Source organism: Candidatus Lokiarchaeum ossiferum (assembly GCA_025839675.1).
GTDB lineage: Archaea > Asgardarchaeota > Lokiarchaeia > Sigyniarchaeales > Promethearchaeaceae > Lokiarchaeum > Lokiarchaeum ossiferum.
The window spans coordinates 4,369,415-4,394,457 of sequence record CP104013.1 but is presented as its reverse complement, the minus strand read 5'-3'; the positions used below and the strand labels follow the sequence as shown (position 1 = coordinate 4,394,457).

23 protein-coding genes are annotated in these 25,043 nt (G+C 34.6%); 9 read left to right on the top strand and 14 right to left on the bottom strand.

What is annotated here, in order from left to right; genetic code table 11:
• Nucleotides 1-19: 19 nt before the first annotated feature.
• Nucleotides 20-1,006 (top strand): MJ1477/TM1410 family putative glycoside hydrolase, encoded by a 987-nt coding sequence (locus NEF87_RS18810; protein WP_457917035.1) that lies wholly within the window; start codon nucleotides 20-22, stop codon nucleotides 1,004-1,006.
• A gap of 6 nt (nucleotides 1,007-1,012) precedes the next feature.
• Here the strand turns inward: NEF87_RS18810 and NEF87_RS18805 are convergent, their stop codons facing one another.
• A complete protein-coding gene (locus NEF87_RS18805; RefSeq protein WP_457917034.1) occupies nucleotides 1,013-1,822 on the bottom strand; it encodes a histone deacetylase family protein in 810 nt (269 codons plus the stop codon).
• On the opposite strand from NEF87_RS18805, the gene NEF87_RS18800 reads away from it, so the two are divergent.
• Complete coding sequence (locus NEF87_RS18800) at nucleotides 1,816-2,655, top strand: HAD-IIB family hydrolase (RefSeq protein WP_457917033.1); 840 nt, start codon at nucleotides 1,816-1,818, stop codon at nucleotides 2,653-2,655. The genes NEF87_RS18805 and NEF87_RS18800 overlap by 7 nt on opposite strands.
• Here NEF87_RS18800 and NEF87_RS18795 read toward each other — a convergent pair.
• The 6 genes from NEF87_RS18795 to NEF87_RS18770 form a co-directional block, all read right to left on the bottom strand.
• Nucleotides 2,648-4,234: a Gldg family protein gene (locus tag NEF87_RS18795; protein WP_457917032.1), complete on the bottom strand. Its 1,587-nt coding sequence runs from the start codon at nucleotides 4,232-4,234 to the stop codon at nucleotides 2,648-2,650. The genes NEF87_RS18800 and NEF87_RS18795 overlap by 8 nt on opposite strands.
• Before the next feature lie 81 nt (nucleotides 4,235-4,315).
• Nucleotides 4,316-5,182: a class I SAM-dependent methyltransferase gene (locus NEF87_RS18790; protein WP_457917031.1), complete on the bottom strand. Its 867-nt coding sequence runs from the start codon at nucleotides 5,180-5,182 to the stop codon at nucleotides 4,316-4,318.
• Between the two features lie 55 nt (nucleotides 5,183-5,237).
• Entirely contained in the window at nucleotides 5,238-6,608 is a 1,371-nt protein-coding gene (locus NEF87_RS18785) for an MFS transporter (RefSeq protein ID WP_457917030.1), read from the bottom strand.
• An 89-nt stretch (nucleotides 6,609-6,697) separates the two neighbouring features.
• Entirely contained in the window at nucleotides 6,698-7,636 is a 939-nt protein-coding gene (locus tag NEF87_RS18780; protein WP_457917029.1) for a PadR family transcriptional regulator, read from the bottom strand.
• A 22-nt stretch (nucleotides 7,637-7,658) separates the two neighbouring features.
• Nucleotides 7,659-8,855 carry a cysteine desulfurase family protein gene (locus NEF87_RS18775; RefSeq protein ID WP_457917028.1) on the bottom strand — a complete coding sequence of 399 codons (1,197 nt, stop codon included), beginning with the start codon at nucleotides 8,853-8,855 and terminating at the stop codon, nucleotides 7,659-7,661.
• Between the two features lie 49 nt (nucleotides 8,856-8,904).
• Nucleotides 8,905-10,878: a hypothetical protein gene (locus NEF87_RS18770; protein ID WP_457917027.1), complete on the bottom strand. Its 1,974-nt coding sequence runs from the start codon at nucleotides 10,876-10,878 to the stop codon at nucleotides 8,905-8,907.
• A gap of 222 nt (nucleotides 10,879-11,100) precedes the next feature.
• Here NEF87_RS18770 and NEF87_RS18765 point away from each other — a divergent pair, with 222 nt between their 5' ends.
• Together NEF87_RS18765 and NEF87_RS18760 are read left to right on the top strand one after the other, a co-directional pair.
• Nucleotides 11,101-11,937: a tetratricopeptide repeat protein gene (locus NEF87_RS18765; protein WP_457917026.1), complete on the top strand. Its 837-nt coding sequence runs from the start codon at nucleotides 11,101-11,103 to the stop codon at nucleotides 11,935-11,937.
• 66 nt (nucleotides 11,938-12,003) lie between these two features.
• Entirely contained in the window at nucleotides 12,004-12,648 is a 645-nt protein-coding gene (locus NEF87_RS18760; RefSeq protein ID WP_457917025.1) for a cyclase family protein, read from the top strand.
• Nucleotides 12,649-12,690: 42 nt separating this feature from the next.
• Here the strand turns inward: NEF87_RS18760 and NEF87_RS18755 are convergent, their stop codons facing one another.
• The 3 genes from NEF87_RS18755 to NEF87_RS18745 form a co-directional block, all read right to left on the bottom strand.
• The gene (locus tag NEF87_RS18755; protein WP_457917024.1) at nucleotides 12,691-13,815 is read right to left on the bottom strand and encodes a hypothetical protein; all 1,125 of its coding nucleotides are present in this window, start codon (nucleotides 13,813-13,815) and stop codon (nucleotides 12,691-12,693) included.
• Nucleotides 13,816-13,956: 141 nt separating this feature from the next.
• A complete protein-coding gene (locus NEF87_RS18750) occupies nucleotides 13,957-16,161 on the bottom strand; it encodes a vWA domain-containing protein (protein ID WP_457917023.1) in 2,205 nt (734 codons plus the stop codon).
• Nucleotides 16,162-16,202: 41 nt separating this feature from the next.
• On the bottom strand, nucleotides 16,203-17,117 hold the full coding sequence (locus NEF87_RS18745; protein ID WP_457917022.1) for an AAA family ATPase: 915 nt from the start codon (nucleotides 17,115-17,117) through the stop codon (nucleotides 16,203-16,205).
• Nucleotides 17,118-17,256: 139 nt separating this feature from the next.
• Here NEF87_RS18745 and NEF87_RS18740 point away from each other — a divergent pair, with 139 nt between their 5' ends.
• Together NEF87_RS18740 and NEF87_RS18735 are read left to right on the top strand one after the other, a co-directional pair.
• Nucleotides 17,257-18,147: a UbiA family prenyltransferase gene (locus NEF87_RS18740; RefSeq protein WP_457917021.1), complete on the top strand. Its 891-nt coding sequence runs from the start codon at nucleotides 17,257-17,259 to the stop codon at nucleotides 18,145-18,147.
• A gap of 87 nt (nucleotides 18,148-18,234) precedes the next feature.
• Entirely contained in the window at nucleotides 18,235-19,497 is a 1,263-nt protein-coding gene (locus NEF87_RS18735; RefSeq protein ID WP_457917020.1) for an MFS transporter, read from the top strand.
• A 24-nt stretch (nucleotides 19,498-19,521) separates the two neighbouring features.
• On the opposite strand, the gene NEF87_RS18730 is transcribed toward NEF87_RS18735, so the two are convergent.
• Nucleotides 19,522-20,016, bottom strand: coding sequence for a hypothetical protein (locus tag NEF87_RS18730; protein ID WP_457917019.1), 495 nt, complete (start codon nucleotides 20,014-20,016; stop codon nucleotides 19,522-19,524).
• Nucleotides 20,017-20,135: 119 nt separating this feature from the next.
• Here NEF87_RS18730 and NEF87_RS18725 point away from each other — a divergent pair, with 119 nt between their 5' ends.
• Together NEF87_RS18725 and NEF87_RS18720 are read left to right on the top strand one after the other, a co-directional pair.
• Nucleotides 20,136-20,408 (top strand): hypothetical protein, encoded by a 273-nt coding sequence (locus tag NEF87_RS18725; protein WP_457917018.1) that lies wholly within the window; start codon nucleotides 20,136-20,138, stop codon nucleotides 20,406-20,408.
• 121 nt (nucleotides 20,409-20,529) lie between these two features.
• Entirely contained in the window at nucleotides 20,530-20,889 is a 360-nt protein-coding gene (locus NEF87_RS18720) for a hypothetical protein (protein ID WP_457917017.1), read from the top strand.
• Nucleotides 20,890-21,177: 288 nt separating this feature from the next.
• Here the strand turns inward: NEF87_RS18720 and NEF87_RS18715 are convergent, their stop codons facing one another.
• Together NEF87_RS18715 and NEF87_RS18710 are read right to left on the bottom strand one after the other, a co-directional pair.
• Complete coding sequence (locus NEF87_RS18715) at nucleotides 21,178-21,981, bottom strand: 4Fe-4S binding protein (protein ID WP_457917016.1); 804 nt, start codon at nucleotides 21,979-21,981, stop codon at nucleotides 21,178-21,180.
• A 15-nt stretch (nucleotides 21,982-21,996) separates the two neighbouring features.
• Entirely contained in the window at nucleotides 21,997-22,524 is a 528-nt protein-coding gene (locus NEF87_RS18710; protein ID WP_457917015.1) for a flavodoxin family protein, read from the bottom strand.
• A 116-nt stretch (nucleotides 22,525-22,640) separates the two neighbouring features.
• Between NEF87_RS18710 and NEF87_RS18705 the strand changes: the two genes are divergently transcribed.
• Nucleotides 22,641-23,351, top strand: a complete 711-nt coding sequence (locus NEF87_RS18705) for a TetR/AcrR family transcriptional regulator (RefSeq protein WP_457917014.1) — start codon at nucleotides 22,641-22,643, stop codon at nucleotides 23,349-23,351.
• Between the two features lie 29 nt (nucleotides 23,352-23,380).
• Here the strand turns inward: NEF87_RS18705 and nadB are convergent, their stop codons facing one another.
• On the bottom strand, nucleotides 23,381-24,946 hold the full coding sequence (gene nadB, locus NEF87_RS18700) for an L-aspartate oxidase (protein ID WP_457917013.1): 1,566 nt from the start codon (nucleotides 24,944-24,946) through the stop codon (nucleotides 23,381-23,383).
• Nucleotides 24,947-25,043: the final 97 nt, after the last annotated feature.

Below are 25,043 nucleotides of genomic sequence, written 5' to 3'. Positions count from 1 at the left end.
ATATTGCAAAGATATGTTTATGAAAAAAAAGATATTACTTCTGACCGTTTCAGCCTTAATCATAATAATTTTAGGGGGATTTTTCTATATATATAATCCATTTTATCAAGGAAACGATTATGAGCCAAATGTTTTTCAAATAAATGATATTGAAGTGAATGATTTCACTTATATTCTCCAATATGATCAGTATAATTCAAAAGAAGGGGTTGTAGAAGATCTTAAATCTACTCCCTTTGACTTGATTATCATGGATGCCTTTTATGATACTACAGCTTGGACTCAAGAAGAAATTCATTATATTCAATTCAATTCTAAACAACCAAAAATTTTATTGAGTTATATCTCAATTGGAGAAGCAGAAACGTATAGAGACTATTGGGATCAGAATTGGGATGCAGATAATGATGGAATTCCAGATGAATCTGCACCTGATTGGTTAGATATTGAAAATCCAGACTGGGAAGGAAATTATAAAGTGAAATTTTGGAAAGAAGAATGGGCAAATATAATCTTCGGAACAAATGAGTCTTATGTAGATAAGATTATAACTCAAGGATTTGCAGGTATCTATATGGACATCATTGATGCATTTGAGTATTTTGAAGAACTAGGCGATAGCTTAGCCCCCCAAAAAATGGTGAATTTTGTCAAAAACATTTCGCAATACGCAAAATCAATAAATCCGGAATTTCTTATCGTCCCACAAAATGGTGAAAGATTGGCAGAACTTGAAGGATATCTCGATTATGTCGATGGAATTGGAAGAGAAGATGTGGAATATGAGGATAATTGGAAAAATTCAAAGGAAGAATGCGATTACACCAATCAGTATTTACAGACATTTCTTTCTGCAGGAAAATTCGTCCTTGAAGTTGAATATTGTACTTTTCCGCGGTTTATTAATGATGTGTATGCTTCAGCAACAAATCAAGGCTATTTATGTTATGCTGGTCCTAGAAATTTAGCAAATATCCAGTTGAATTCTAATTTCTTACCAGACTGAGATTTTTTATCTAAAACCATCCAAGAATGCCTTGATATTCAGTGCAAGGCGTTCTGAATTATAACCCCCTTCTAAAAGAGCATATCTTCTCCCATTACAGCGCTTTAAGGAAAATTCTTTCATTATTCGCCCAATTTTATCATAGCTTTCTTCACTTAGTAGGTTACCCCAATCTCCTATTCCTTGATCAAATCCCGCAGAAGCAACGATGATATCACAATCTTGAGCATTCTTTAATGCATTTTCCACGATCATCAAATACTCTTCTTCTGTAGAAGCATCAGGATTAAGAATTTCATAATCATGGAATGGAGACAATATATTAATGTTTCCATCACCCTCATGCAAATCAAAATCGAGGATAAATGCACGTTTAATTGAAGAGGTTGCTCGTAGATGAAGTAAAGATACTGCGATATTGTTAAAGTAACAAAACCCCCAATTAGAATCCCGTGAAGCATGATGACCCGGAGGTCGGATTAAACCAAAAGAATTAATACCATCTTTTGCTAAATCCGCACATTTTATTGCGGCACCAGCACTCAGAGAAGCAGTTTTATAATAAGAATGTTTTTTAATTTCTTCGATTTGAGATTTGGTATGAGCTCGTTCTAAACATTCAATTGCAGCAGGTTTAGGTTCAATAAACTCATTCGAAGGATCTGACTTCAATAATTTCCAAGAAGGAAGCAAACGATTCTGATCTCCAGCGGGGGTATGATCATAGGATTTTAAGAAAGCTTTATGAAAAATGATCTTCATCGGTATATTTATTTCATCGGTATTTTTTATTAAGTTAAGGTTTTTTAATGGCAAAGAAATTCATTATCACAGATTTAGATGGGACTCTCTTAGATACACCTGGTAAATTATCAAAAAAGTATATTGAGCAACTTAATAAATGGATCGATCAAGGTTTAGCTTTTACAATCGCCACAGGAAGAGATTTAAAAAAAACGATGAAAGCAATTAATGGATTAACTTTAAAATATCCCGTAATTCTCACCAATGGTGCAATTCTAGCAGAACTTGCAACTGAAACATACCTGAAAATAACTCATATTGATGATAATATCAGTAAACATCTAGTTCAAAAAGGACAAGAATTCCAACTTTTTCCGATTGTTTTTGCTGCATTTGACCCTAAAAAGCAACAAATGCATTTTAATAAAGGTGTTTGGGGACCTCAAAAGGAAATAACATTTTTATCATCCGATAAAGTATATCCTTTACTCGAATTACAGTGTGTTAGCATTCAATACCATGCAAAAAAAGAACAACTCGATCCCTTACTAAAATGGGTTAAAGAAAAGTATGGAAATCAAGTAAATATCATTTATATTGAAGATGTTGCATACTCCACATCAGGAATCGCGGGAGAATGGTTCTGGTTGGAAATTAATTCTCATGAAGCGGGAAAAGACAAAATGCTTAAGCATTTATTATCAGTAATTAATGTAAAAATAGAAGATGTAATAGCGATTGGAGATAATCATAATGATACCGATATGCTAAAAATTGCAAGTCAAGGAATTGCAGTAGCAAATGCTGTTGATTCAGTAAAAAAAATTGCGGATCTTATTATTCCTTCAAACCATGAAGGAGGAGTGTTTCAATATATTGAAGAACATTTAGACGAATTTATTTAACAGGATCGTCATCATCCTTCAATGTTTTGAAAGCATCCAACTTTTTTGTAAACTCATCAAAGGAATCAAGGGATTTCATTGCCGCATCCAACGCCGCATCGGCTCGGGCCTTTAAAGAATGCATTTTTGGAGATACTTCTTTCCCAGAAATGAGCGTGGACCTACGAGTATTCTTTTCAATAGGAATGTCATCAGAAATCATATTTTGTTCATTAATGACAGTGTTTTGGGGAACATCGCCTGGTTCCTCACAAGAAACCGAAAGAGTATTAGAGGAAAGTTGTTTCTTCAAAATTTTATCATCATCTAAGGCTAATTGATTGAATTCAAGACAATTTTCTTTTTGTTTTTTTTCTTTATTTGATGATAATGACACCGAATCATTCTTATTTGGAGTTTGAGGAGATTTTTTTAATTCATTAAAATTAATATCGTTTCCCACTTCCCCACCAGTGATATCTCGAAGACTCGACATAATATCTTCAAGTTCTCGCACAGTATCGACTTCATAACCACCTAAATTTAAAATTTTACTTTCATTCTCCAATAATTTTGTTTGGCGTTTTCGTTCTGTCCCATCTGCAATTTTTTGTAAATCAATAAGTTGCTTTTTTCGTTCTGCTTTTAGACGTTTTCTCCTTTCTTCACCCATTAACATGATATTTACATAATCATCCTTGAAAAATTTGACCGCAAAGTTAACAATATCTCCGATATTATCCCAAGCTTTTTCTTGAACTAACTTTTCTAACCAAACGAATAAATTATAATTCAAAGGGATATTGATTAATTTTTCATCACGAGACAGCCCCTTCACAGATTCTGGAGGCTCTAATAACCAAGTAAAGATACTTGTTAAGAAATCTTGATTGGATAAAGCAAAATAACCATAGGCAGACGATAATGAAGAAAACATTGAAACTGTACAAAGAGCAATAACTCGCCCATTATAAAAATGCGTACAACTGGCTAGAACACTGCGAGGTGCATCTACTTCTTTTACCCACTCTTCCCCGTCCCATTGAGTATGAAAAGCATTGATGCTGGAACGAGCGAGGGGAAAGATATGAATATTCTCATCGGCTTCAATAATTTTGTTTATTTTTATACTACAAGCACTGGATTGAACAATCCCATCTAAATTACGAGTCGTGGGGTGAGCTTCAAAATCCTTCACGATTACGCGAGTTTGCTTCCCCTGAAAATTCATGGAATCAAAAACAATATTGTTTGAAAATTCAAACCCAAAATGATGAGTTAAAGCGGAAAGATTAGTATTTGCTCCATAATCTCCCCCTTCATCATGAACTATTAGTAAGCTTCCCCCCTTTTTTACAAATTCAACCAGAACCTTAATTTCCACTTCAGAAAATTGAGATTCTCGAGGACCTCCAATTACAACCATGCGATACTTCTCGAGTTTATCTATACCAGAAAAGCCAGCTTGAATCTTTCCAAGGCTAAATGAAGAACCAAAGAGAAATTGAGTAAAATCAGCATAGCTAGGAGACTCAATAGTTAACATATTATTATGGGAATAGTCAAAACAAATTGTGTTTTTTAAATTGTTCTTACTCAAGAGTTAACACCTAACCAAAATAAAATAAATTTCGTATACTACAATATCATCAATCAAGATAAAAAAGATTCCGCAAGGGATTTATTGAAATTTCTTTTTTACAAGAATTTCAATGACAACATGATATTCATGGGGTTTAAAAGCTTTCACTAAGCGCCGTTCTAATAATTGCGTTTCATACCCATTATCATTCGCAATCTGGGTAAATTCATCGAACATCAATGTAGACTCTTTCGGTTCTACCCCTTCATAAATAACAATGGTCCCTTCATCTTTAGTTGCTTGTATAGCATATTCAATTGCATCTACGGGTGCAGGAAGTAATCCCATAATAATGCGGTCTGCTCGCACCCCTTGTTTGACCAATTTCATGATATTTTCTTTGCAATCTCCAAAAATCGGTGTAATGATAGATTCAACGTGATTTAACTTCACATTCTCTTGTAAATATTTGAAGGATTCGGGATTCCATTCAATTGAATACATTTTTTGGGGTTTTTTGGACTTTGCAATCCCTAGGGAGAAATACCCGATTCCAGCAAACATATCAATAATGACTTCACCTTTCTTAATTTTCTTTGGAAGAAGGGAACGTTCATGTGTGTTCCCTTTTGCAAACATAATGCGCGTAAAATCAAATTTATAGCGAACACCATTTTCAGAGACAATTACTTCGGTACTTTCATCCCCCCATACATGTGTCAAACCTTTAGGTTGACGGAATTTGCCTTCAATTTGACCTGATCGTACCCATACCGCTTCTATGCGATGCAGAATGGAGTGCATGGCTATCGCAATCTCTTTTCCATAGGGTTGTAGTGGAGGTTTAAGATTCAAAATAGCACGTCGATTTAATTCTTGGAAACCACGGGGTAAATGTTGTAATAGATCTTCAGGAATAGAATTAGTTTTTAGCAATTCTTCCTGAAGCATTTCTTTAAAACCCATTAAGATAAAAAAAATACCATAATCAAAAAATTTTCCGATTTGGAGCTGGGGAAGATTAATTGGAAAGTTTTTGTTCAATTTCGTCCTTTCTTTCATTCAAAGTTTTTAGAATTGGTTGATAATCTCCTTCAAAATAATGGTAAATGAAGAGCCAACAAATAATTCCTGGAATCACGAAGAGAAGAGATAGCGAAATAGCAATCGGATAATTACCTGGAAATTTTTGGAGGAAAAACCCGAGAATAACAGGACCAATACCTCGACCTATCGCTTCAATAAATCGATTGGTCGAATATAAGGTGCTTCGAGTTTCAGGAAGATTCAAAGCTTCGATTACAATTGGTTGATTAATATCAAATATGGAAGTTGTTGCCATAAACACAAGAATTAGTGCAAATTTTAGCAACATTATTGGATCCGTGAAAAATTCTGGAATGCTTTGAATATTTGAAGAAAACGGAACAATGAAGAAGAAGGCCAGACTAAAGATTAGAAAGCTAAAGGCAAATATGATTGCTTTAATTCGCCCATGGAAATTTTTAGGGTAAGATCTTTTCCCAATTTTATTCGATATTCTAGCAAAAATACGAGTTCCTATTAATGTGCCAACAAGATTCAACAATCCAAGAAGTAATACAACATAAAACGTATCTATAAACGCATATTTTACTTGAAAGAAGGGTATAATTGCAACATCAATGATACCGAACATAATTACTGAGAAAAAGCCTTCAATTATCATCAAAAGATTAGATTTTGATTTGAATATTCTTTTCACACTCTCAAAATTCATTTTATACTCATATTTGGCTTTAGAATTTTTCATAACCTTCTGTAAAACCGCATCATTTTCGGCTAAACGAAATGATTTTCCAAATGACAAATATAATATAGAATTTAAGAAAGCTACGAAACCTAATAACGCTAAAAGGATATTCCAAGGAAGAAATGTTACGGAGGAAATGAGCATCCCAATCGCATAGCCAACAGTGTATGCAATGGCTAATTTACCATAGGCATTGCTTTTTTCTTCAGGAGCCACAGCATCGGAAATTAACGCTTGAATTATAGGACCCATCCCTCCACCCATCCCGATCAAGATATTTCCAACAATAAGAGCCGGATATTGATTGATGAGAGAAATTAAAATAATTCCAAACCCAACTAAAGAATTCAGGATAATAATTATGGTTTTTTTACGAATATAAGTTGAAAGAGGCCCAATCAATAGACACATTATGGCAAAACTCCACGCTTGAACCGAAATGACTAACCCCATATCTAATGCATGGAATGGTTCATTTGGCCAGAATTGTTGAGATAACTTGACCAACAAGGGGATCATGGAAGATCCGATGGCACTATTCACAAAAGCCATCAAATAAATTACTTGCATCGTGGATTTTTCTTTAAATTTCTTCATCATACTCTTGAGTTTTTACCCTTATTTAAAAATAATAGCTCCAAAACGCACCTAATTTCAAATCCAAATTTATGAAATAATGCAATTTCGGACTAGATCCATGTTTTACAGAGGAAAATGACCAAGTCGTTCATTATAGACAATTTCAAGATATTTTTAAAATATTTTTTCAGTATTTGCTCTATTTCTTCATCCGTAATCTGTGGAATTGGAGATAATTCTTCTTCAAAAGAAACCCCAGCTAATTCTTTAATCGTTCTCCGAATTTCATGCTTAAATTGAGTAAAAATTAAATCGATGGAATCAGATTTACCTCGTTCGCTTTCATTTGGCATGATATAACAAAAAGTTCCAGTTGTTTGCAATTGGGAGAGCCACCCAAACGGTTCTTCAAATTTCTCCCTAAGGAGTTTAGTTGAACCAAAACCTATAGCAAAAATGTATTCATATGTTAAAAAATTGGATATTTTTGAATTTTCGGAATAAATTTGCATCTTTTGATTCTTTTTGTTGAATTTTTTCACGATTCCTTGATAATACGACATGTTTTGGAATTTGAAATATAGATTAACTTGGGAATCAAAGGTTGAGAAAAAGTCATAAAATTCATATAATTCTTGGGGGTAAAACATATAGCTGTGATCAAATAGAATTTTAGTGTTTGATTTCGAAGATCCTTGGTTAAATGGAAAATAAAAAGGATGTTTTTCAATTTGTTTCCGAGTTTCAATCATTATTGAAGTGGAATATAACACTTCCAAATCAATAAATTTCCAAATAATGGATTTTAAATACGATCTCTCCCCATTCGGTGTTATCGTATAGTTTTTTTTCTTTCTACCATATTTTGAAGGTTCGAGAGAGTGAATCTTGATAATCTCTTGGTTTTCCATCCGCTGAAGTATTTTATAGACTTGTGAAGGTTTAGACACTAATTGCAGCAATTCCAAATAGACATATAGATCATACCCACAATGAGGTTTGTTGAATAATCTTTTCAAGATTTCATATTCTATTTGTCGAGTATTCATAAAAATCATGGGATACCTTTTTCTATTTAGTTCGCAGTTTTGGAACAAATTCTTTTAAATTTGATAATAATTGATCAACATGTTCATCCGTAGTCCACCTTCCAATACTAAATCGCAAAGAACTGGCCGCTTCATCCTCAGATAAGCCGATCCCCATCAATACACGAGAGGGTTTTGTTTCCCCTGCATGGCAAGCAGCCCCTACAGAACAAGCAATATGATGATTGTCCAACTCTACCATTAAATCATAGGCAAATACCCCTTTGAAACAGATATTAATGTTATTTGGAATCCGTGATTTTAAACTTCCATTCAATTTAGTATCTGGGATTGTTTCCAAAATTTCTTTGATCAATCTATTTCGTATATGAGTGAGTCGTTGATATTCTACATCAAAGTCGTTTTGTGCTATTTCAAGTGCTTTCCCCATCCCCACAATCCCAGCCACGTTTTCAGTAGCGGGACGTAATGAAAACTCTTGAGAACCACCATACATCAACGGACGGAGCAATTGAGATGCAGTACATTCATAATTTTGAGCACTGGGAGCATTTTTCACATATAAAAAACCTACCCCCTTCGGGCCATAAAATTTATGCGCGGAGACACTCAATAAATCAATATTTTCTTCATTAACATTAATCGGGACTTTCGTAATAGCTTGTACCGCATCGGTATGAAATAGAACATGATGATCATGAGCAATTTTGCCAATTTCTGATATCGGATTTATTGTCCCAGTTTCATTATTAGCATACATGATAGAAATAAGGGCAGTATTAGGTTTAATTGCTTCTTTCACGTCTTGAGGATTAACCAATCCCTCTCGATCTACCGGAATCCGAGTTACTTCAAATCCTTCCCGTTCGAGAAAATTCGCCGTTTCCCAGACTGCAGGATGTTCAATGGTATCAATAATTAAATGTGGTACCACATCGGGATGCATTTCTCGATATTTATACATCACACCTTGTAGAGCAAGATTATCAGCTTCTGAACCTCCACTAGTAATGATAATTTCTGTTGGAGAAGCTCCAATAAAATGAGAAATGGTTTTTCTAGCGTGGATTAGCCCTTCATGGGCATCTAACCCAAACTCATGAACCGATCCCGGATTACCAAAATCTTCCAAGTAATATTTATTCATGATGTCCACTACTTCAGGGTGTACTGGAGTAGTAGCATTGTAATCAAAATAAATCCGAGATGAGTTTGACATTTATTTTTATTAATGTAAAAGATGAAAAAAAGATTTGTGAGGAAGATAACTATCGTTGTTTTTTAATTACTACTGCCATGACCACAACCACCCCCAGAAAACCGGCACCAAATCCCGCTCCAACTAGAGTATTTGTGCTAATTCCTAGAAATCCCCCACTTGTTTCAGATGAAGGTGGCAGATCACTTGTCGTCGTGGACGTGTCACTAGTAGATGACGTTTCTGTTGTAGTTGTTGAATCTGTTGTGGTTGTTGTCTGGGCTACAACTGTTATAAAAATGGTTTCTTGATCCCAATTGCCCTCTGTATCGTTCACCCACAATGTCAAATTGTAAACTCCTATTGCATATCCATCAAATGCAAAGTTAATTTCCGCCCCATCCCATGCAAAAATTCCTTGACTCACACTATTTACATAAAATTGATAAAAAGCAGGATTTGAATCATAGCAGGTCCAATTTATGAAGTTATTTTCACTACCTTGTTCAAATGAACAATTTTCGTGGGATAAAATTTGTGGACTATCGGAAATATAGAGAATTTGGGAAAATATCACCGAATTACCACTAGTATCATTCAAGAAAAGTGAGACATTATATTCCCCAATCCCAGGATTCGTTAACGAATAGGAGAGATCTTCACCATCCCAAACAGCTTCCACCTCAACAACACTATTCAATGAAAGAATATAATAATCTCCAAGCAAATCAAATATGTCCCAAGCAAGAGGAATAGGATTTTCATCTAACCCCGCAATAATATTTTGTAAAGGTTGTTCTAAGATAGGGGCTGTCATATCTTGGATAGTCAAAGACAAATCATCTTGGATCCAATCTCCTGAGGAATTGAAAACTTTCAATGTAATATTATATGTGCCAAGAGAGTATCCAGTAAAATTGTAGGTGATTGATGCATCACTGGAGATATTCAATCCTTGTCCACTATCATTGATGAAAATTTCATATTGTGAAGGTAAGAAATTAGTTACATCCCAAGTGAAAGATGGAACAGAAGAAGAATATTCTATGAAACCTCCAATTTCATCTGAGATAGAAGGTTCGGTCGAACTAGAAAACGAACCATCCCATCCCGCTATGCGACAGAACATCCACCAAGCAGCATAAGCCTTCATATTCGCGTTGAGAGGTTGACTATGAGCTGAACCGCAAGAATACCAATCCACGTCTTGCGTATGTGAATCTTGCCACTCGGTAGCCCAGTTAGAGGTAGAATCATATGAACCATCACCATCACCATCATAATAACAGCCATCAGTAACATTTCTTGTAAAATACTCATTTCCATCAGGATCATAACATTCAATATCATAGAAATCAAACAATATTTTGCTATTAGTAACGCAATAATCGCGAATCTGTTGATTTCGAATATGAGTATTTCCCAACTCCCCAGTACCGGAGGAAGAGGCATGACCAGTCATATAAACAAATTTGACTCCAGGATATTCTGATTCTAAAGAATTCATTTCATTAAGATAAATATTAATTCCTTCTTCGGTGTTATCAGACACCCCTCCACACCACGACCACATTACGACATTAACATCAGAATTTGCACTGTTATCAAGATATGTACGTGTTGAAGCGGCCCAAGCAAGATCACCATTATGACCCAGATCACCACTCATAAAGTAATCGTCCAAATCTAAAGATCCAGCTTCGGGTCCATCATGCCAATCATATAAACCCTCAGTCCCCCCATTGGCTTCTTTAAAAGCAGAAAGAGGAGACATCCCTTCTGTAACTTGCGATCCATGGGAAGTATGCCCATAGGCAATATGAAGGGCATCCTTAGTTTGATTAATAATTGATTCAGGAATTTGATCAAATCGAGTGGTATTTATAATAGTGTGATCCGCGATAATAGGTTCCGCTTGACTGATAGGAGCTAAATTATAATCGATACTTTGAGGTTCAATCGTATCAGATGAATTTTGGTTGAGAAATAAACTGGATCCCATCATAATGAAAAATGAGAGCATAATAATTCGAATTCGTTTCATAGCAACTCCTTCCAACTAGAGTTGTTTTTTTATAAAAACATTGTGTCATATTTCATTCCTGCGATCAATTAAAAAAATATTGCATAAACTGATGAATAGAAAAATTCTATTTGGTGCCTATAGAGATTTACATCTAAACACAAACAAGATAAATTAATTAAGGGGTAGACTATGTAAGAATTAATTAGAAGAGTGCAAAAAAAGTTAGAATGTTGTTATATTATGTTTCGAAAGCAAAAAAAAGCAATATCGTTGAAAAAAACAGCCAACTACCTCTACTCAATGGGAGATTTTGGAGAAGCAAAAATTAAATATAAAAAGGCGTTAGAAAAAGAGCCGAATGATACGGATTTGATGATTCAATTGGCTTCGATTTATTTTGCGGAAGAACAATGGTTTCCTTGTGAAAGCTTACTAGTTAAAGCGGATGAAATACGACCAAATGATGATGTAACTCTACAAAACTTGGGTGCTCTTTATATCCAGCTGCAGAAGTGGGAGAAAGCAAATCGTTATTTACAGCAAGCAATAGTGCTCAACCCCAAAAACGCCCATGCTTGGAATAATTTGGGACTTATCCAAAAAGAAATAAAAGAATTGGAAGAGGCGGAACGAAGTTTTACCAAGGCCATTGAAACTGATCCAAATGATTTCGAGTATGTGTTCAATTTAGGGGAACTTTTCGAAGCTCAACATAATTATGAAGAAGCGAAAGATCTTTTTGGAAAATTGCTGGAACAGGATACTGAGAATCAAGAATTATTAGGGCAAAAACTTAGGACTCTCACTGAAATAATCCAGAAAGAACGAATTGATCGGTTAAAAAAAACATTGCAGGTTTCAACTAAGTTACGATTAGATAGGTTACAGGAAGGATTAAATATGTCTGGACTAGAATTTAACCGTAAAATTGTGGACTGGGCATTTGAATTTGGATTTACTATTGAAGGGGAATATCTTTTGGTGAATAAATCAACGGTTTCTGATTTTTTAGTAACGTTAGATGAAAATTTTAACGAATGGACTGAAAATTCGAAAAAAAAAGCCGGAAAACTATGACAAGAATGCAACAACCGCATTTAATATTTAAACAATTTTCTTAAGCCTTCTCATCCTTTTTTCCCTATGGACCCTCATTCACTCATTGATATTAGTATCCCTCTTAAAAAATCCATGATCCATTATCCCGGCGATACACCTTTTCACTCAGAAAAAGATGCTGAAATATCAGACAAATGCGCCTATAATCTATCCAAAATACATATGAGCGTTCATTCTGGCACCCATATTGATTTTCCACGACATTTTATTAAAAATGGATTGATGAGTCAAGATTTTTCAGTAGATCGTTTTCATATTCCAATTTGTGTGATTGAAATTTCGAATGAGGAATCTATCCAACGCAAAGCAATTGAAAACTTGGATGATTCGGAATGTCAAGGAATTTTATTTAAAACCCGAAATTCCCGAAAAAATTTATTATTGAGGGAAGAATTTTATGAAACTTATACATATCTTTCTGAAGAAGCAGCAGAATTTTGTGTCAAAAAAAAATTCCAACTTCTTGGGATTGATTACTTATCAATTGAACAATTTGGTAATATCGCATTTCCAATTCATAAGCTTCTCTTAAAGGCAAATATTTTGATCTTAGAAGGAATAAATCTGCATGAAGTAAAACCAGGAAAATATTGGTTAAGCTGTTTCCCTTTAGCCTTGGAAAATGTGGAAGCTGCCCCAGTGAGAGCAATTTTGTTCCCAAGAGAATGAAAAACCTCTCAGTGTCAGCGATAAGTAGAACTAAAAAAAAAATTACATTTGTTTTTTAATAACAATACCTAAGGTAACAACAATTGCAACAAATCCTAAACCAAATCCAGCCCCGATTAGAGTGTTATAACTCATCCCTAAAAATTCCCCTGTTGTTGTAGAACTTGGATCTGTGTTAGATGAAGTAGAACTGGAACTACTGGAATCCGTATTAGTTGTTGCTGTGTTAATATCGGCACCTGCAATAACAGCAAACATCCACCACGCAGCATAAGCTTTCATATTGGCATTTAATGCAACACTATGAGCGGCCCCACAGGAATACCAGTCTACATCTTCAGTATGTTGTTCTTGCCATTCTGTTGCCCAATTCCCATCCAAACTACCATTTTCATCACTATCATAAGAGCAAGCATCTGTTACATTTTTATTGCCAAAGTAGTCTCCCGAAGGATTGTAACATTCGATATCATAAAAATCAAACAAGATCTTATTATTTGTAACACAATAATCGCGAATTTGTTGATTTCGAATATGAGTGTTTCCCAACTCCCCAGTGCCGGAGGAAGAGGCATGACCGGTCATATAAACAAATTGCACATCAGGATATTCGGATTCCAAGGTATTCATCTCATTGAGATAAATATTAATGCCTTCTTCGGTGTTATCAGACACCCCTCCACACCATGACCACATTACTACATTGACATCAGAATTTGCACTGTTATCAAGATATGTACGTGTTGAAGTGGCCCAAGCAAGATCACCGTTATGGCCCAGATCACCACTCATGAAGTAATCATCCAAATCTAAGGATCCCGTTTCCGGTCCATCATGCCAATCATATAAACCCTCGGTCCCTCCATTGGCTTCTTTAAAAGCAGAAAGTGGAGCCATTCCCTCTGTAACTTGACTCCCATGCGAAGTGTGGCCGTAAGCAATGTGAAGAGAATTTTTAGCGTTAATGATATCAACATCAGCGATAAGATCTAACCGAACTTGATCAACAATCGTATGATCAGCAATTATCGGAACACTTTGGCTCGATCGAGGAATTACATTAAAAGAGGCGGGTTCAAATTGGACCAATGAACCCAAAACATTACCAGTAAAACTGATAATCAACAAAAGGGCACCAATTCGAGCAAAATTTACTTTAAGTTTCACAATAAATCACTTTTTTTATAACCATTTATGGGATCATGGATTAAAAAAGATTTCTTACAGCTACATTGATGTGATAGAAACACACGAAGGCTTTTTTCATGGTTTAAATCACAAAATACGCATCATCTTAATTGATGGCATTTATTTTAAAGCCGTATGAAAAGCTCGAGTTAAAATTTGAGGGATCTGGCTTAATGAAGTAATGTGATGAACATAGACGGGTAAAATGGATTCTAAACATTGCAAAATTAGTTTATTGGGATTTTCAGGATGAAATAAATGAATATCAATTTGATATTTTTGCATTTGATTTAGAATGGTCTTTAGTTCGGCAGGTTGTTCATAGACAGCCAAATCCGAAAAAAGAAAGATGAGAAATTTTTGATTCGCGGGGCATTTTGCACATTCTTGAGCAACATAGTTTAGAGTTTGTTCGATCTGAGTCCCACCTTCAGCCGAAAGATCCAATAAGGAACTTACGATTGTATCGAGATCTACATGCGAAGTGAAGGTTTTGAATTTATAAGCATCGCTATCGAAGAGAACTATTGAAAAATCTTCCCGTTTGAGAAAAGAAGATAACACCGCGGTTGAATAGGTTGCGAGTTTTAATTTCGTTCCTTCCATAGAACCAGATTTATCGAGAATAAGAAAACATTTCACTGAGCTTCCTCCTTCTTTCCGACATAGGATATCATTTTGATTCAATGTGGAGAGATTTTTCCCTTGATCTAATAAATGTTCAAAGGTTGCCTCCAAATCGACTTGAGAAATGGGATCTCCAGGACGATAATATCGCAAATCTTGAGATGAGAACATCAAACCATGTTTCAACTTCCCCATTTGATGTTTTACAACAAAACAGGCTTTATCAATAATGAGTTGTTGAAGAAATTGTTTAATTAGCACACGTATGGAGGTAGACAGTTTGGATTGATGAAAAAACCACGAATGAAGGAGGTTATCCCCAGAAGCTTTTCGAAGCCCCTGTAAAAACAAGGCATTCAACCTATCACTATTTTTCTTGGCTACAGCATTGGCAGTTTCTTCTAGCGAGAATTGAGCCATAGAGCCCAGAAATTCGGAATTTTGAAATTCTATACCTTTTTGAATCAAATCACGGCTCATATTTGAATCTGGACCCAATTGTTGAATCATATTGGAAAATTGCCCCATATTTCCTAAATTTTTTTCAATTAGATCATGCAAATTATTCAAGGGTTGATTAAGTATTGTATCGAGGTGAGATGGATCCACCCCTAAATTATTGGCAATGTCCTGAATATCTTGAATATCACAAGGAACCAAATTTTCCATCATTTCTTGTAATTGTTCGAAAAATTGTTCTTGTGTCGTACTTTGCTGCAATAGATCTTTCGCAGCTGATCTTATCTCTTCAAGAGCTTGTTTAAATTTTGTGGAATCCCAGGAAGACTGTGGAGGTATTTTTGTGCTTTTTTCCATCAGTTCTTTTAATTGAGAAAAATTCATAGGATCCATTTGATCTGGATCAAGTTCAGAGCGTGATGAATCCTGCGATAAAGAATTGGAGGCGATCGAATCTGATATCTGTTGAGTGAGAGAGTCGGAATGAGAATCTGAAAAATCTCGAGAATCGGAAGAATTTTTGAATTGTGAGTTACCATCTTTATCGTCCATACAAAATTCTTGCTTCATTTGTTCAATTTCATCGTTAGAAACACCCAATTCATTTAAATTCTTAAATATTTTCTGCAGATCTTTCGATAAATCTTGCATTATTTCACCCAACTGGGATTTCCATTGATTATCATTCCCAAGAAGTTTATTAGCATACATGGAAAGTTCAGGATCAGTAATATCACCAAGATTTTCTTCTAATTTATCACGTTTTTCGAGAAATTGTAGATCTTGAAGACTTAAGTCTTGTTTTATGGCATCATAGATTTCATCTAAGAACTTGGAAGTATCTTGGAAGACAGAAGGATCCGCCTTCATTAATTTATCCAAGACCCTGATATCTTTCAAATAATCCGCCCCAAAATTGCCTAAGGTAAGTAAATTTTCGTATGTTCCATAGCTTCGGAATTCCCGAGAATCTGCAATGCGTTCGTTCAAAGTGCTGATGATGATATCTTGGGCAATTTCAGAAGCTATATGTTGATCCAAGTAATAAGTGGTGATAATAGCTGCTTCCAAAAGATCTTGCATGTTTAGGGGAGGAGATCGATGGAAACGAGAATTTAGAAGTTTAAAAAGAGCAATCCCTTGACGAATACTCGGAGGACTTCGAATTTTCTCATGTTGCCGCATCCGACGGATAAAAGTAGAGATAAATTCTTCAAGATCAAGAGCGATTCCAAACATTTTTATTTATCCAATTTTTGCATATCTAAATTCCTAGATGTTTAACAAAAAACAGCTGAAATTATCTCATCAACAATCTTTTCAACAGTAATTCCGGGACTAGATTCTAAATTTTGATTTAAAACTAAACGACCAATATCCACAAAGAGATCTAAAGAAGGTTCAACATTTAACCGACTGCATCTTTGTCCAAGCAATTTCGCAAAACTAATAGAAGTTCGAATGGAGGCTGGCTTAGTTATCAAAGGAGATTGACGTGTTTGAGCCACAATTTCAATAATTTTATCAATATCTTGTTCTCGTAAACTCAATTCAGGACAATTCATTCGAATGATTTTTTTTTCAACGTCTTTGGTAGGATAATCGAGGGTGATCCAGACCCGTATCCGATCCTTAAATGCTTCGGGTAATACGCGTGTCCCGCGAAGGTCACTTGGATTCATTGAAGCAATAAAATAAAACTGATCATCTAAGGATACCCAAGTCTTTAATTGTGGTATATAGAGGCGCTTTTCTTCCAACGCATCAAGCAATGTGTTCAAAACATACTCTTCACCACGATTTACTTCATTTGCAAAGAAAATATTACCTTCAATGCTAGCTAAGGTGAAAGGTCCAGGGATAAAGGAATCCACACTATATCCCAACTTGAATACTAATGTTGGATCAAATGTACCTATCAATGAACTTGGGCGAATTAAATCGGAAAATGTAACCCAAGAAAAGCCAAGCTTTTGATCCTCGGCAAATTTCCGACAGAGAGCAGTTTTTCCGGATCCGACTGGACCCACAATTCCAGCATAGAGCCCAGCATTATAAGCATCAGTTAATATATCATAAGCACGCCGATATTGACCTTCTAAAATAAGAGGTATTTCCACACCTTCATCGGAGATTTGATGATTTTGAAATTTTTTTTTAAATTCAGATAGTTCGGTCATCTTGCTATTTTCCATTTTGGTTTACCGCATTTTTAACACTGATATGGAAGAAAATTGGATTTTAGCTTTAAATATGTTAGTAATCTGTTTTCACCCCGCACCATCAAAACAAAATGATTTATTTTGTTCATCAGCAAAATAGTTTTGTAGACCGATGAAATTTAAAACGAGAATTGAAATTTTACGTCCAATTAATGCGATTTTTGGTGGAATTTCGGTTGTGATCGGGCTAATGATTTCCCATGAAGAAAAATCCTTTTGGACTTTTCTGATCACTCCTAAAAATCTGATCATGACAATCTTGGGATTTATTATCTTCTTTACAGTCGCAGGAGGAACTAACACTATAAATGATTACTTTGATATTGAAGCAGATCTGGTGAATCGTCCTAATCGTCCACTTCCTAGGGGTGAGATCTCCAAAAAAATGGCACTACGATATTATGCACTTCTAAATGGAATTGCATTGGTCTTAGCAGGAGTCATTGGAGCAATTACAGTTAATGGGATTTGGATCCCCCTTATCGTGTTATTTTTCGAAGGAGTAGGATTTGTATACTCTTGGAAAGCAAAAGCATCGGGATTACCCGGGAACATCATGGTTGGAATTGCCAGTGCTGTCGGATTTCCATTTGCATCATTATTTCTTCAACCATTCTCAAATGTTCCGGGAATAATCTGGTATACAATGTTAGGGGCGGCCGTGTTATTAACTTCCAGAGAATTTGTCAAAGGAATGCAGGATGTTGCTGGCGACCAAAAATTTGGCGTGAAAACTATTGCAAACACAATGGGTTATACAAGTGCAACGATCTTTACAATTGTGTTCTCATTGTTGGGGATTTTTAGCTTCAATCTCATGTATTTTCTCTATGATCTGTCAATTTGGTTTCTTATATTCATAATTATACAAGATGGTATTGTTATTACTGCTAATGGATTATTAATAAAAGATAAAATAAATCCCAGCAATCAAAAAAACGCCAGTTTTCTATTAAAAATGGCCCAACTTGCAGCTTTATTAGCATTAATTTTTGGATCATAGTATAGTAATAATTTATTCGTTTTTTTGGGCAAGAAATTATTTCTTCATAGCTCAATTTTTTATAGGAATACAAATTTTGTCGTAGATATGAAAAAACTAAATCTCCAATATCCTCGATTAACACCTTTGTGGATTGCAGTTTTTGTTGATATTCTTGGATTCAGCATCATTCTTCCGTTTCTACCATTCTTTGTAAACGAGTACAACAGCAGTCCATTAATAGTTGGACTTCTATTGAGCTCAAATGCCATTTTTGGATTCATTTGCGGACCAATTTTAGGATCCTTAAGTGATAAATTCGGGCGAAAAAAGTTGCTACTAATTTCTCAATTAGGAACTTTCATCGGATTTCTAATTTTGGCGTTTTCCCAGAATATCACTATGCTCTTTATTGCGAGGATTGTAGATGGTATTTTTGGAGGACAATTTCCCATCTCAAAAGCCGTCATAGGAGATGTAGTGCCCCCAAAAGAAAGATCAAAACAAATGACGAATATTGGAATCGCCTTTACGTTAGCATCATTGATTGGACCGGGAACAGGGGCCTTATTGTCAGATTTTGGAATTATTGGCCCCGGATTACTCGCCAGTACATTATCCCTAATAACAATTATCTTTACAGCAGTATATTTTAAAGAAACACTTCCCTTAAAAACAGGTACTTTAGCAGATTGGCAAGTGAAACAATCAAAAAAAATGGAAAAAGGTGGATCTTCCTCAATCCTACAAAATAAACAAGCAATGTATATACTTTTGGTTTATGGCCTTTTAGTAATTGGAGCCACCATGTTCCAAAGTACGCTAAGCGTTTTTGGATTTTTGAGGTTGGGGCTAAATGAAAAAAATATTGGCCTCATCTATACCTTAATGGGAGTCTTTCAAATTTTCTACCGATCTTTGTTTTTTAATCGAATACGGAAAAAATTTGGAGATACATGGACCGCCTTGATGGGAATGGGAGGCTATATAATTGCGTTCTTCCTTCTAACTTTGGTGAGAACTACTTGGCAACTTACTTTGACAGTATTTTTCATAAGTTTTTGTGGAGCTTCGGCGCGAGGAATCTTGATGGGATTCGCATCGCGAGTAGTTGATCACAAAAATCAAGGGAAAATTAACGGATTAACTTCGTCTTTGGATAGCTTTTCCCAAATTATCTCTCCCCTGATCGGAACATTTTTGTTATCCTTAACCAATGAAAACATTTTTGGATGGGTTCTTAGTGGATTGTCAGCAATCGTCTTCGCTCTTGGGATTCAACTCACTAAGTTCAAATTTGATAAGAAAGATGAAAAAAACTTAACTGAAGGCCAAATTAAAGAATATAAAGAAATCTACTCTGATGATTAAATTCCTTTTGTTTTTTTTCCCTATTTATTCAGAAAATAAATTGTCAATTTCTTGTTTTGAAGGTAATTTGTCTCGATTCTGCATAATTTCTTCAATAAAATCTTGATTTTCTACCAACTGGAGATAGTGATTAAATTTCAGATTTTTTGCAATCTTAAATAACATAAATCGGCGGAATTCTTGCTTAATTTTATCAGGATCGATATTACTAAGTTCATCATTCTGTTGGTGGTCGATCATGTTTTTAAGGGCTTCAATTTGCTTAAATTCGAAAAATTTGGAAGGATTAGACACTTGATAATAAGATACGTTAATGTGCTTTTTAGTTTCGTGAGAGTGTGACGAAACGATTAAATCACCAGAATTAATTAATTCCTTGAGATAATTATATGTCGTTTGCTTTTTAAAACCCAAAATATCTTGAATTTGTTTTGCATTGCATTTATTTCCTCTTTGGAAAATCAAAAAGAGGATCGAATATTTAATAATATCATTGAGAAATAAAGATTTTGAGCTCATAATTGCCACTATTTAAATAGACGTGAAACAATAATTTAAATGTGTCCATACAAAAGACTAATCCAAATTATGGAAACATATAAATATGAATATTTTCTTTCATAATATAGTAAAAAAAAATGGAGGTGCGCAATATTCAGAATTTTTCAGTTAGAGCGTATTCCGGGTACCCTGTTTCATTTCATATGAAGAAGGAAGAATCCGTAAAATTGGCACTATTTTCTTTAAGTCTTATGTCTGGATTTTTATCTCTTTTCGTTCTTTTTGGAATTACAGGGATTGTAGGAGTTAGTTTACCAGTAAGGATTATCACTATGGTATTCATTAGTATAACCCTAATTAGTTTGAATGTATATATATTTAAAACTAAAAAAGATAATTCTTCGCAATAAACTGCCAATAGCTTGGATTTTCTACCCAATGATTATACTCCCATCTTTTTTTAATTAATTTAATGGTGATATTATGAAATCCAGTCAAAAAAATAAGAAAGCAAGCGAAAGCAATTTAAATATGAAAATCTTAAAATATAGGCTCAAAAAAAATAAAAGGAGAAAAAATCTTGACCGAAATATATTAATTGTCAAGAAAGATTCAATACATTTTCCAAAAATAAGAAAGACACTGAATACTATCAAATTGGATGAAAAAAATCAATCTCATTTGCATTTATATACAGAATCAATTAAGAATGCTTATAACCCACAATTTAAAACAATTTTTTTGGGAAATACAGCACATTCCAAAAATATTCTTAATGTAATTAAAAATAAAAATATTGAATTAATCCTAGTTGACAGGAATATAGAGAACAAAAATAGATTGTATTTAGAAACTGCTGCTAATCAAATTCCAATTGTAGAATTTTCTTGATGTAATATCATTTTACCATGGATCAAGAGAATTTAGGCTTACTCTTATTATATTCTTATTTATTATATCTATAATACAACATATTTCATTCTTTTTAAAAGCAAATTCTCCGCCATTCAAAAGCAAATTTTTTTCAAATATCCAGAGATATGGAGCGATATTCAAGGAGATTGAAGTAGTTAAATTTTTTTAGAATTTTCCTTAATGGGTATAATCGTGTCCGCTTTCGATTCTTCTAAAAGATTAATCGTTAATGTAAATTCCAGCGAATAAACGAGCTAAAAAAAATTATTTTTTCCACTTCCAAGCAAATTTAATCACATCGTGAGAACAAACATCAACACAACTCCCACACAAAATACATTCCATATCCTCTATATTTTCCGATTGGATAAGAGTATGAACATCTATCGACATTGGACATTCTTTGGAACATTTCTTACATTTTATGCATTTACTCGAATCAGACTCCAAATGTAGGCTCGGCCACTTGAAGAAATTTTTAATTTTTGTGCCAAGAATCCCAAGAACTCCCATCGGACATCCATAGGCGCATAGACCACGATTTCCAGGTATTAAAACAAAGATTAATATCACTGAAATTTGAATTCCGAAGTAAAAAATCAAAGAACTTGGAGCCCTTCCGTCAAATGACCACCATTGATTTTGTTCAGCGACATTTGGATAAAAGAAATTAATTCCATTAAAATAACCTCCAGCTAAAATGGGTCCCAAAAATACAACCACAATCCAAATGATAAAAACTGGAAATTTCACTTTCCGATTTCTTGTTTTTTTATTTGGATCCAATTTTTTCTTCATTGTTTCCCCAAAAATTTCCTGTAAAGCCCCCCATTGACATCCATAAGCACAATATGCACGGCCAAAGATTAATGAGGATAGAAACCAAATAGCAAATATAATAATACTCATGTTAATTGTTGCCTCAAATCCCGCCATAATAATCAAGATAGGGGAAAATAGATTGAAAGTAATAGGCATCACTACTAACCATAGAAATAGGATAGATTTTCGAATCTTCTGACGGAGACCCAAATTAGTTTTAGATTTTACTTTAATTTCTGTTTGCATCAGATTACATCCCTTTCAACTTTGAGCCCATTTTATGGATTTGACCCATTCTATTGTTTTAGCAATGTTAGCATCATGATTATTATCCGCTGGTTGAATGAATCTTATACCACCAATGTAATTGCAATCCTTAATTTGCTTTTTTAAACGAAGTAAGGCTTTTTCCTCAACACCTCCAGCACATGTCCAAAGAGCCACATTTTTATTTTGTAAATTGTTCTCAGCAAGAAAAGTTCGTATTGGAGGTGCAAAAGTCCATGCCCATACTGGAGTTCCGATGAATATTAAATCATAATTTGAGAGTTCTAGGAAATGAGGTTCAATTTTTGGTTTAGTGTGCATTGTTGCTTGCATTCCCCCCCAAACAAATTTGGCACCTCCTTCAGGATTGAGTTCTTTGACAGGTTGTATTCGTAAGATATCACAGGAAAGTTCCTTTTGAATCGATTCTGCAATTGTTTTTGTAGTGTTGGTAAGCGAATAATAAACAACCAAAGCGTTTACTTGTTTTTTTGTCGTATCATCATTGTTGCGAATAGACATATTTCATTTAAATCCATGATGATACTAAAAGTATACAAAGGCCAATTTTTGTCTAAAATTTATACAAAAATGGTATTACGTAAAATTTATAATTATATCTTGGTATTTTTCTAATAATGGTGAATTCACTCAAAAGGTCAATTTCTAAGTCTGAGAAAAGGAAAATTAAACATGCAAAAGTAAAAAAAACAATCTTACTTGCGTTCAAAGAGATAATTGATGAGTTTGGTGCAGAAAATGTGACTATGAACATACTAGCCGAGAGGACAGCACTCAGCAGAGCAACCCTTTACAATTATTTTGAATCGAAGGAAGATCTTTTTATTAAACTTGGGATAGAGGCTTATGATATTTTGACTAAAAAATTTGAAAAAGCAACTGTAAAATCAAAATCAGGAATAGAAAATGTCGAAGCTTTAGGGTATGCCTTTATTGATTTTCATACTAAGCAATTCTTTTACCGAAAAGCACTCGATTATGCAGGAGAAAGTTATAAAAAAATAAATATTCAGATTGAGAGATTAAATAGTGAAAAAGATCAACTAAAAATGGAGAGATTAAAAAAAATTCTTCAAAATTTTGAGATGCACGAAATGCAATTCGTAAAAATATGGACATTCACAATTCAACAGGCTATAGATGATCAAACAATTAGGCAAGATTTATCTGCTCCAATATTAGCCATGACGATAGGCACATTAATGACAGGATTACTAGACGAACTATTAAATCGTTCAAGTTTGATGCCTAATTTTGCACAAGCATCTCAAAATATTATTGAAATAGTTATGGATTTCATAAAGAAAGGATTAAAATACGAAAAATGAAATTCTTCATTATTTTTTTTTATGTCTTTTTACCAATATCGTTGAATTGTTGTATTTCGAACAACGTTTGATTTTTTCGGATGATCCAGTGTATAATGAGCACCTCGACTTTCTTTACGAGCAAGGGCACTTTCCACAATAAGACGGGCAACTGTTAGTAAATTTCGCAACTCTATTAAATCACTATTAATCCGAAAATTCCAGTAATAGTGATCCACTTCTTCATGGATCAGAGTAATACGATGACGAGCCCGGAGTAAATAACTATCGGAACGAATTATACTCGCATAATATTGCATTGTTTGCCTAATTTCAGCCCAATTAAAGGAGATAACAAAAGCTTCCTTTGAATCAACAGCCCCATAGGTGGACCATTCAGGAAGGGAAGAATGTAATACATGGAAATTCTGAATATTGTTTCCGATATATTCTCCACATTCAGACCCACAGACAAGCCCTTCCAATAAGGAATTACTTGCTAGACGGTTTGCCCCATGTAAACCAGTACACGCACACTCACCTATCGCAAAAAGACGTTCAACATTAGTTTTTCCTTCGATAGTAGCTTCAATCCCTCCACAAGCATAATGACATGCTGGAACCACGGGAATTGGTTCTTTTGTGATGTCAATATCAAATTCCAGACACTTTTGGTAAACACCTGGGAATCGATTTTTCAAGAAAACCGCATCTTTGAAAGAAATATCCAAATATACAAAATCATCTCCAGACTCCTTGAGAACGGAATCAATTGCTCGAGCAACAATATCTCTAGGGGCAAGTTCCTTTAAGGGATGCACATCCACCATGAATCGTATTCCACGTTGATCACGAAGAATTGCCCCTTCACCACGTATTGCCTCTGTAATTAAAGCATTCTTTGCCATCGGATGATAAAGACACGTCGGATGGAATTGGACCATCTCCATGTTATTTATTCGCGCTCCAATTCGAGAAGCCATTGCAATTCCATCACCAGATGCAACATCAGGATTACTTGTGTATAGATAAACTTTTCCAATCCCTCCAGTTGCAAGTATTGTTGCTTTAGCTTCTATTGTATAAATTTCCTCCGATTCTTTTTCTAATACATATGCTCCAACACACTGAGTTTCGCGTTCGATTAAATTAACCACTACATGATCTTCTCGAAATTCAATATTGGGAAAAGAATGAGCTTTATGAAGAAGAGTTTGTAAAATGGAACGACCAGTCAGATCATTTGTATGCAACACCCGACGAGTGTGATGACCTCCTTCTCTTCCTAAATCCAGAATACCTTCTTCATCACGGTCAAATTCAATCCCCCAACCCATCAAATCTTGAAGGCAGGATGTCCCTTTATGAATAATGGAGCGAACAACATCAGGATCACATAAACCATCTCCAGCTTCAAGGGTATCAGAAATATGTCCTTCAAAATCAGTACTCCAGGGACCAGATCCAGCAATGCCACCCGCAGCATAATATGTATTACAATCATTGTACTTGCGTTTCATTAAAATAAGTACATTTCCATATTTTTGCAAGGAGATGGCTGCGGAAAGACCAGCGATACCTCCTCCAATGATTAAATAATCTGTTTTTTCAACCATAGGCCATCGCAATGATTTGGTATTAATTGATTAAAAAGCAATAAAAGAAATTAAGGTTTAACTTAACTAAATTATGAAAGGTAAATTTGAAACTTTT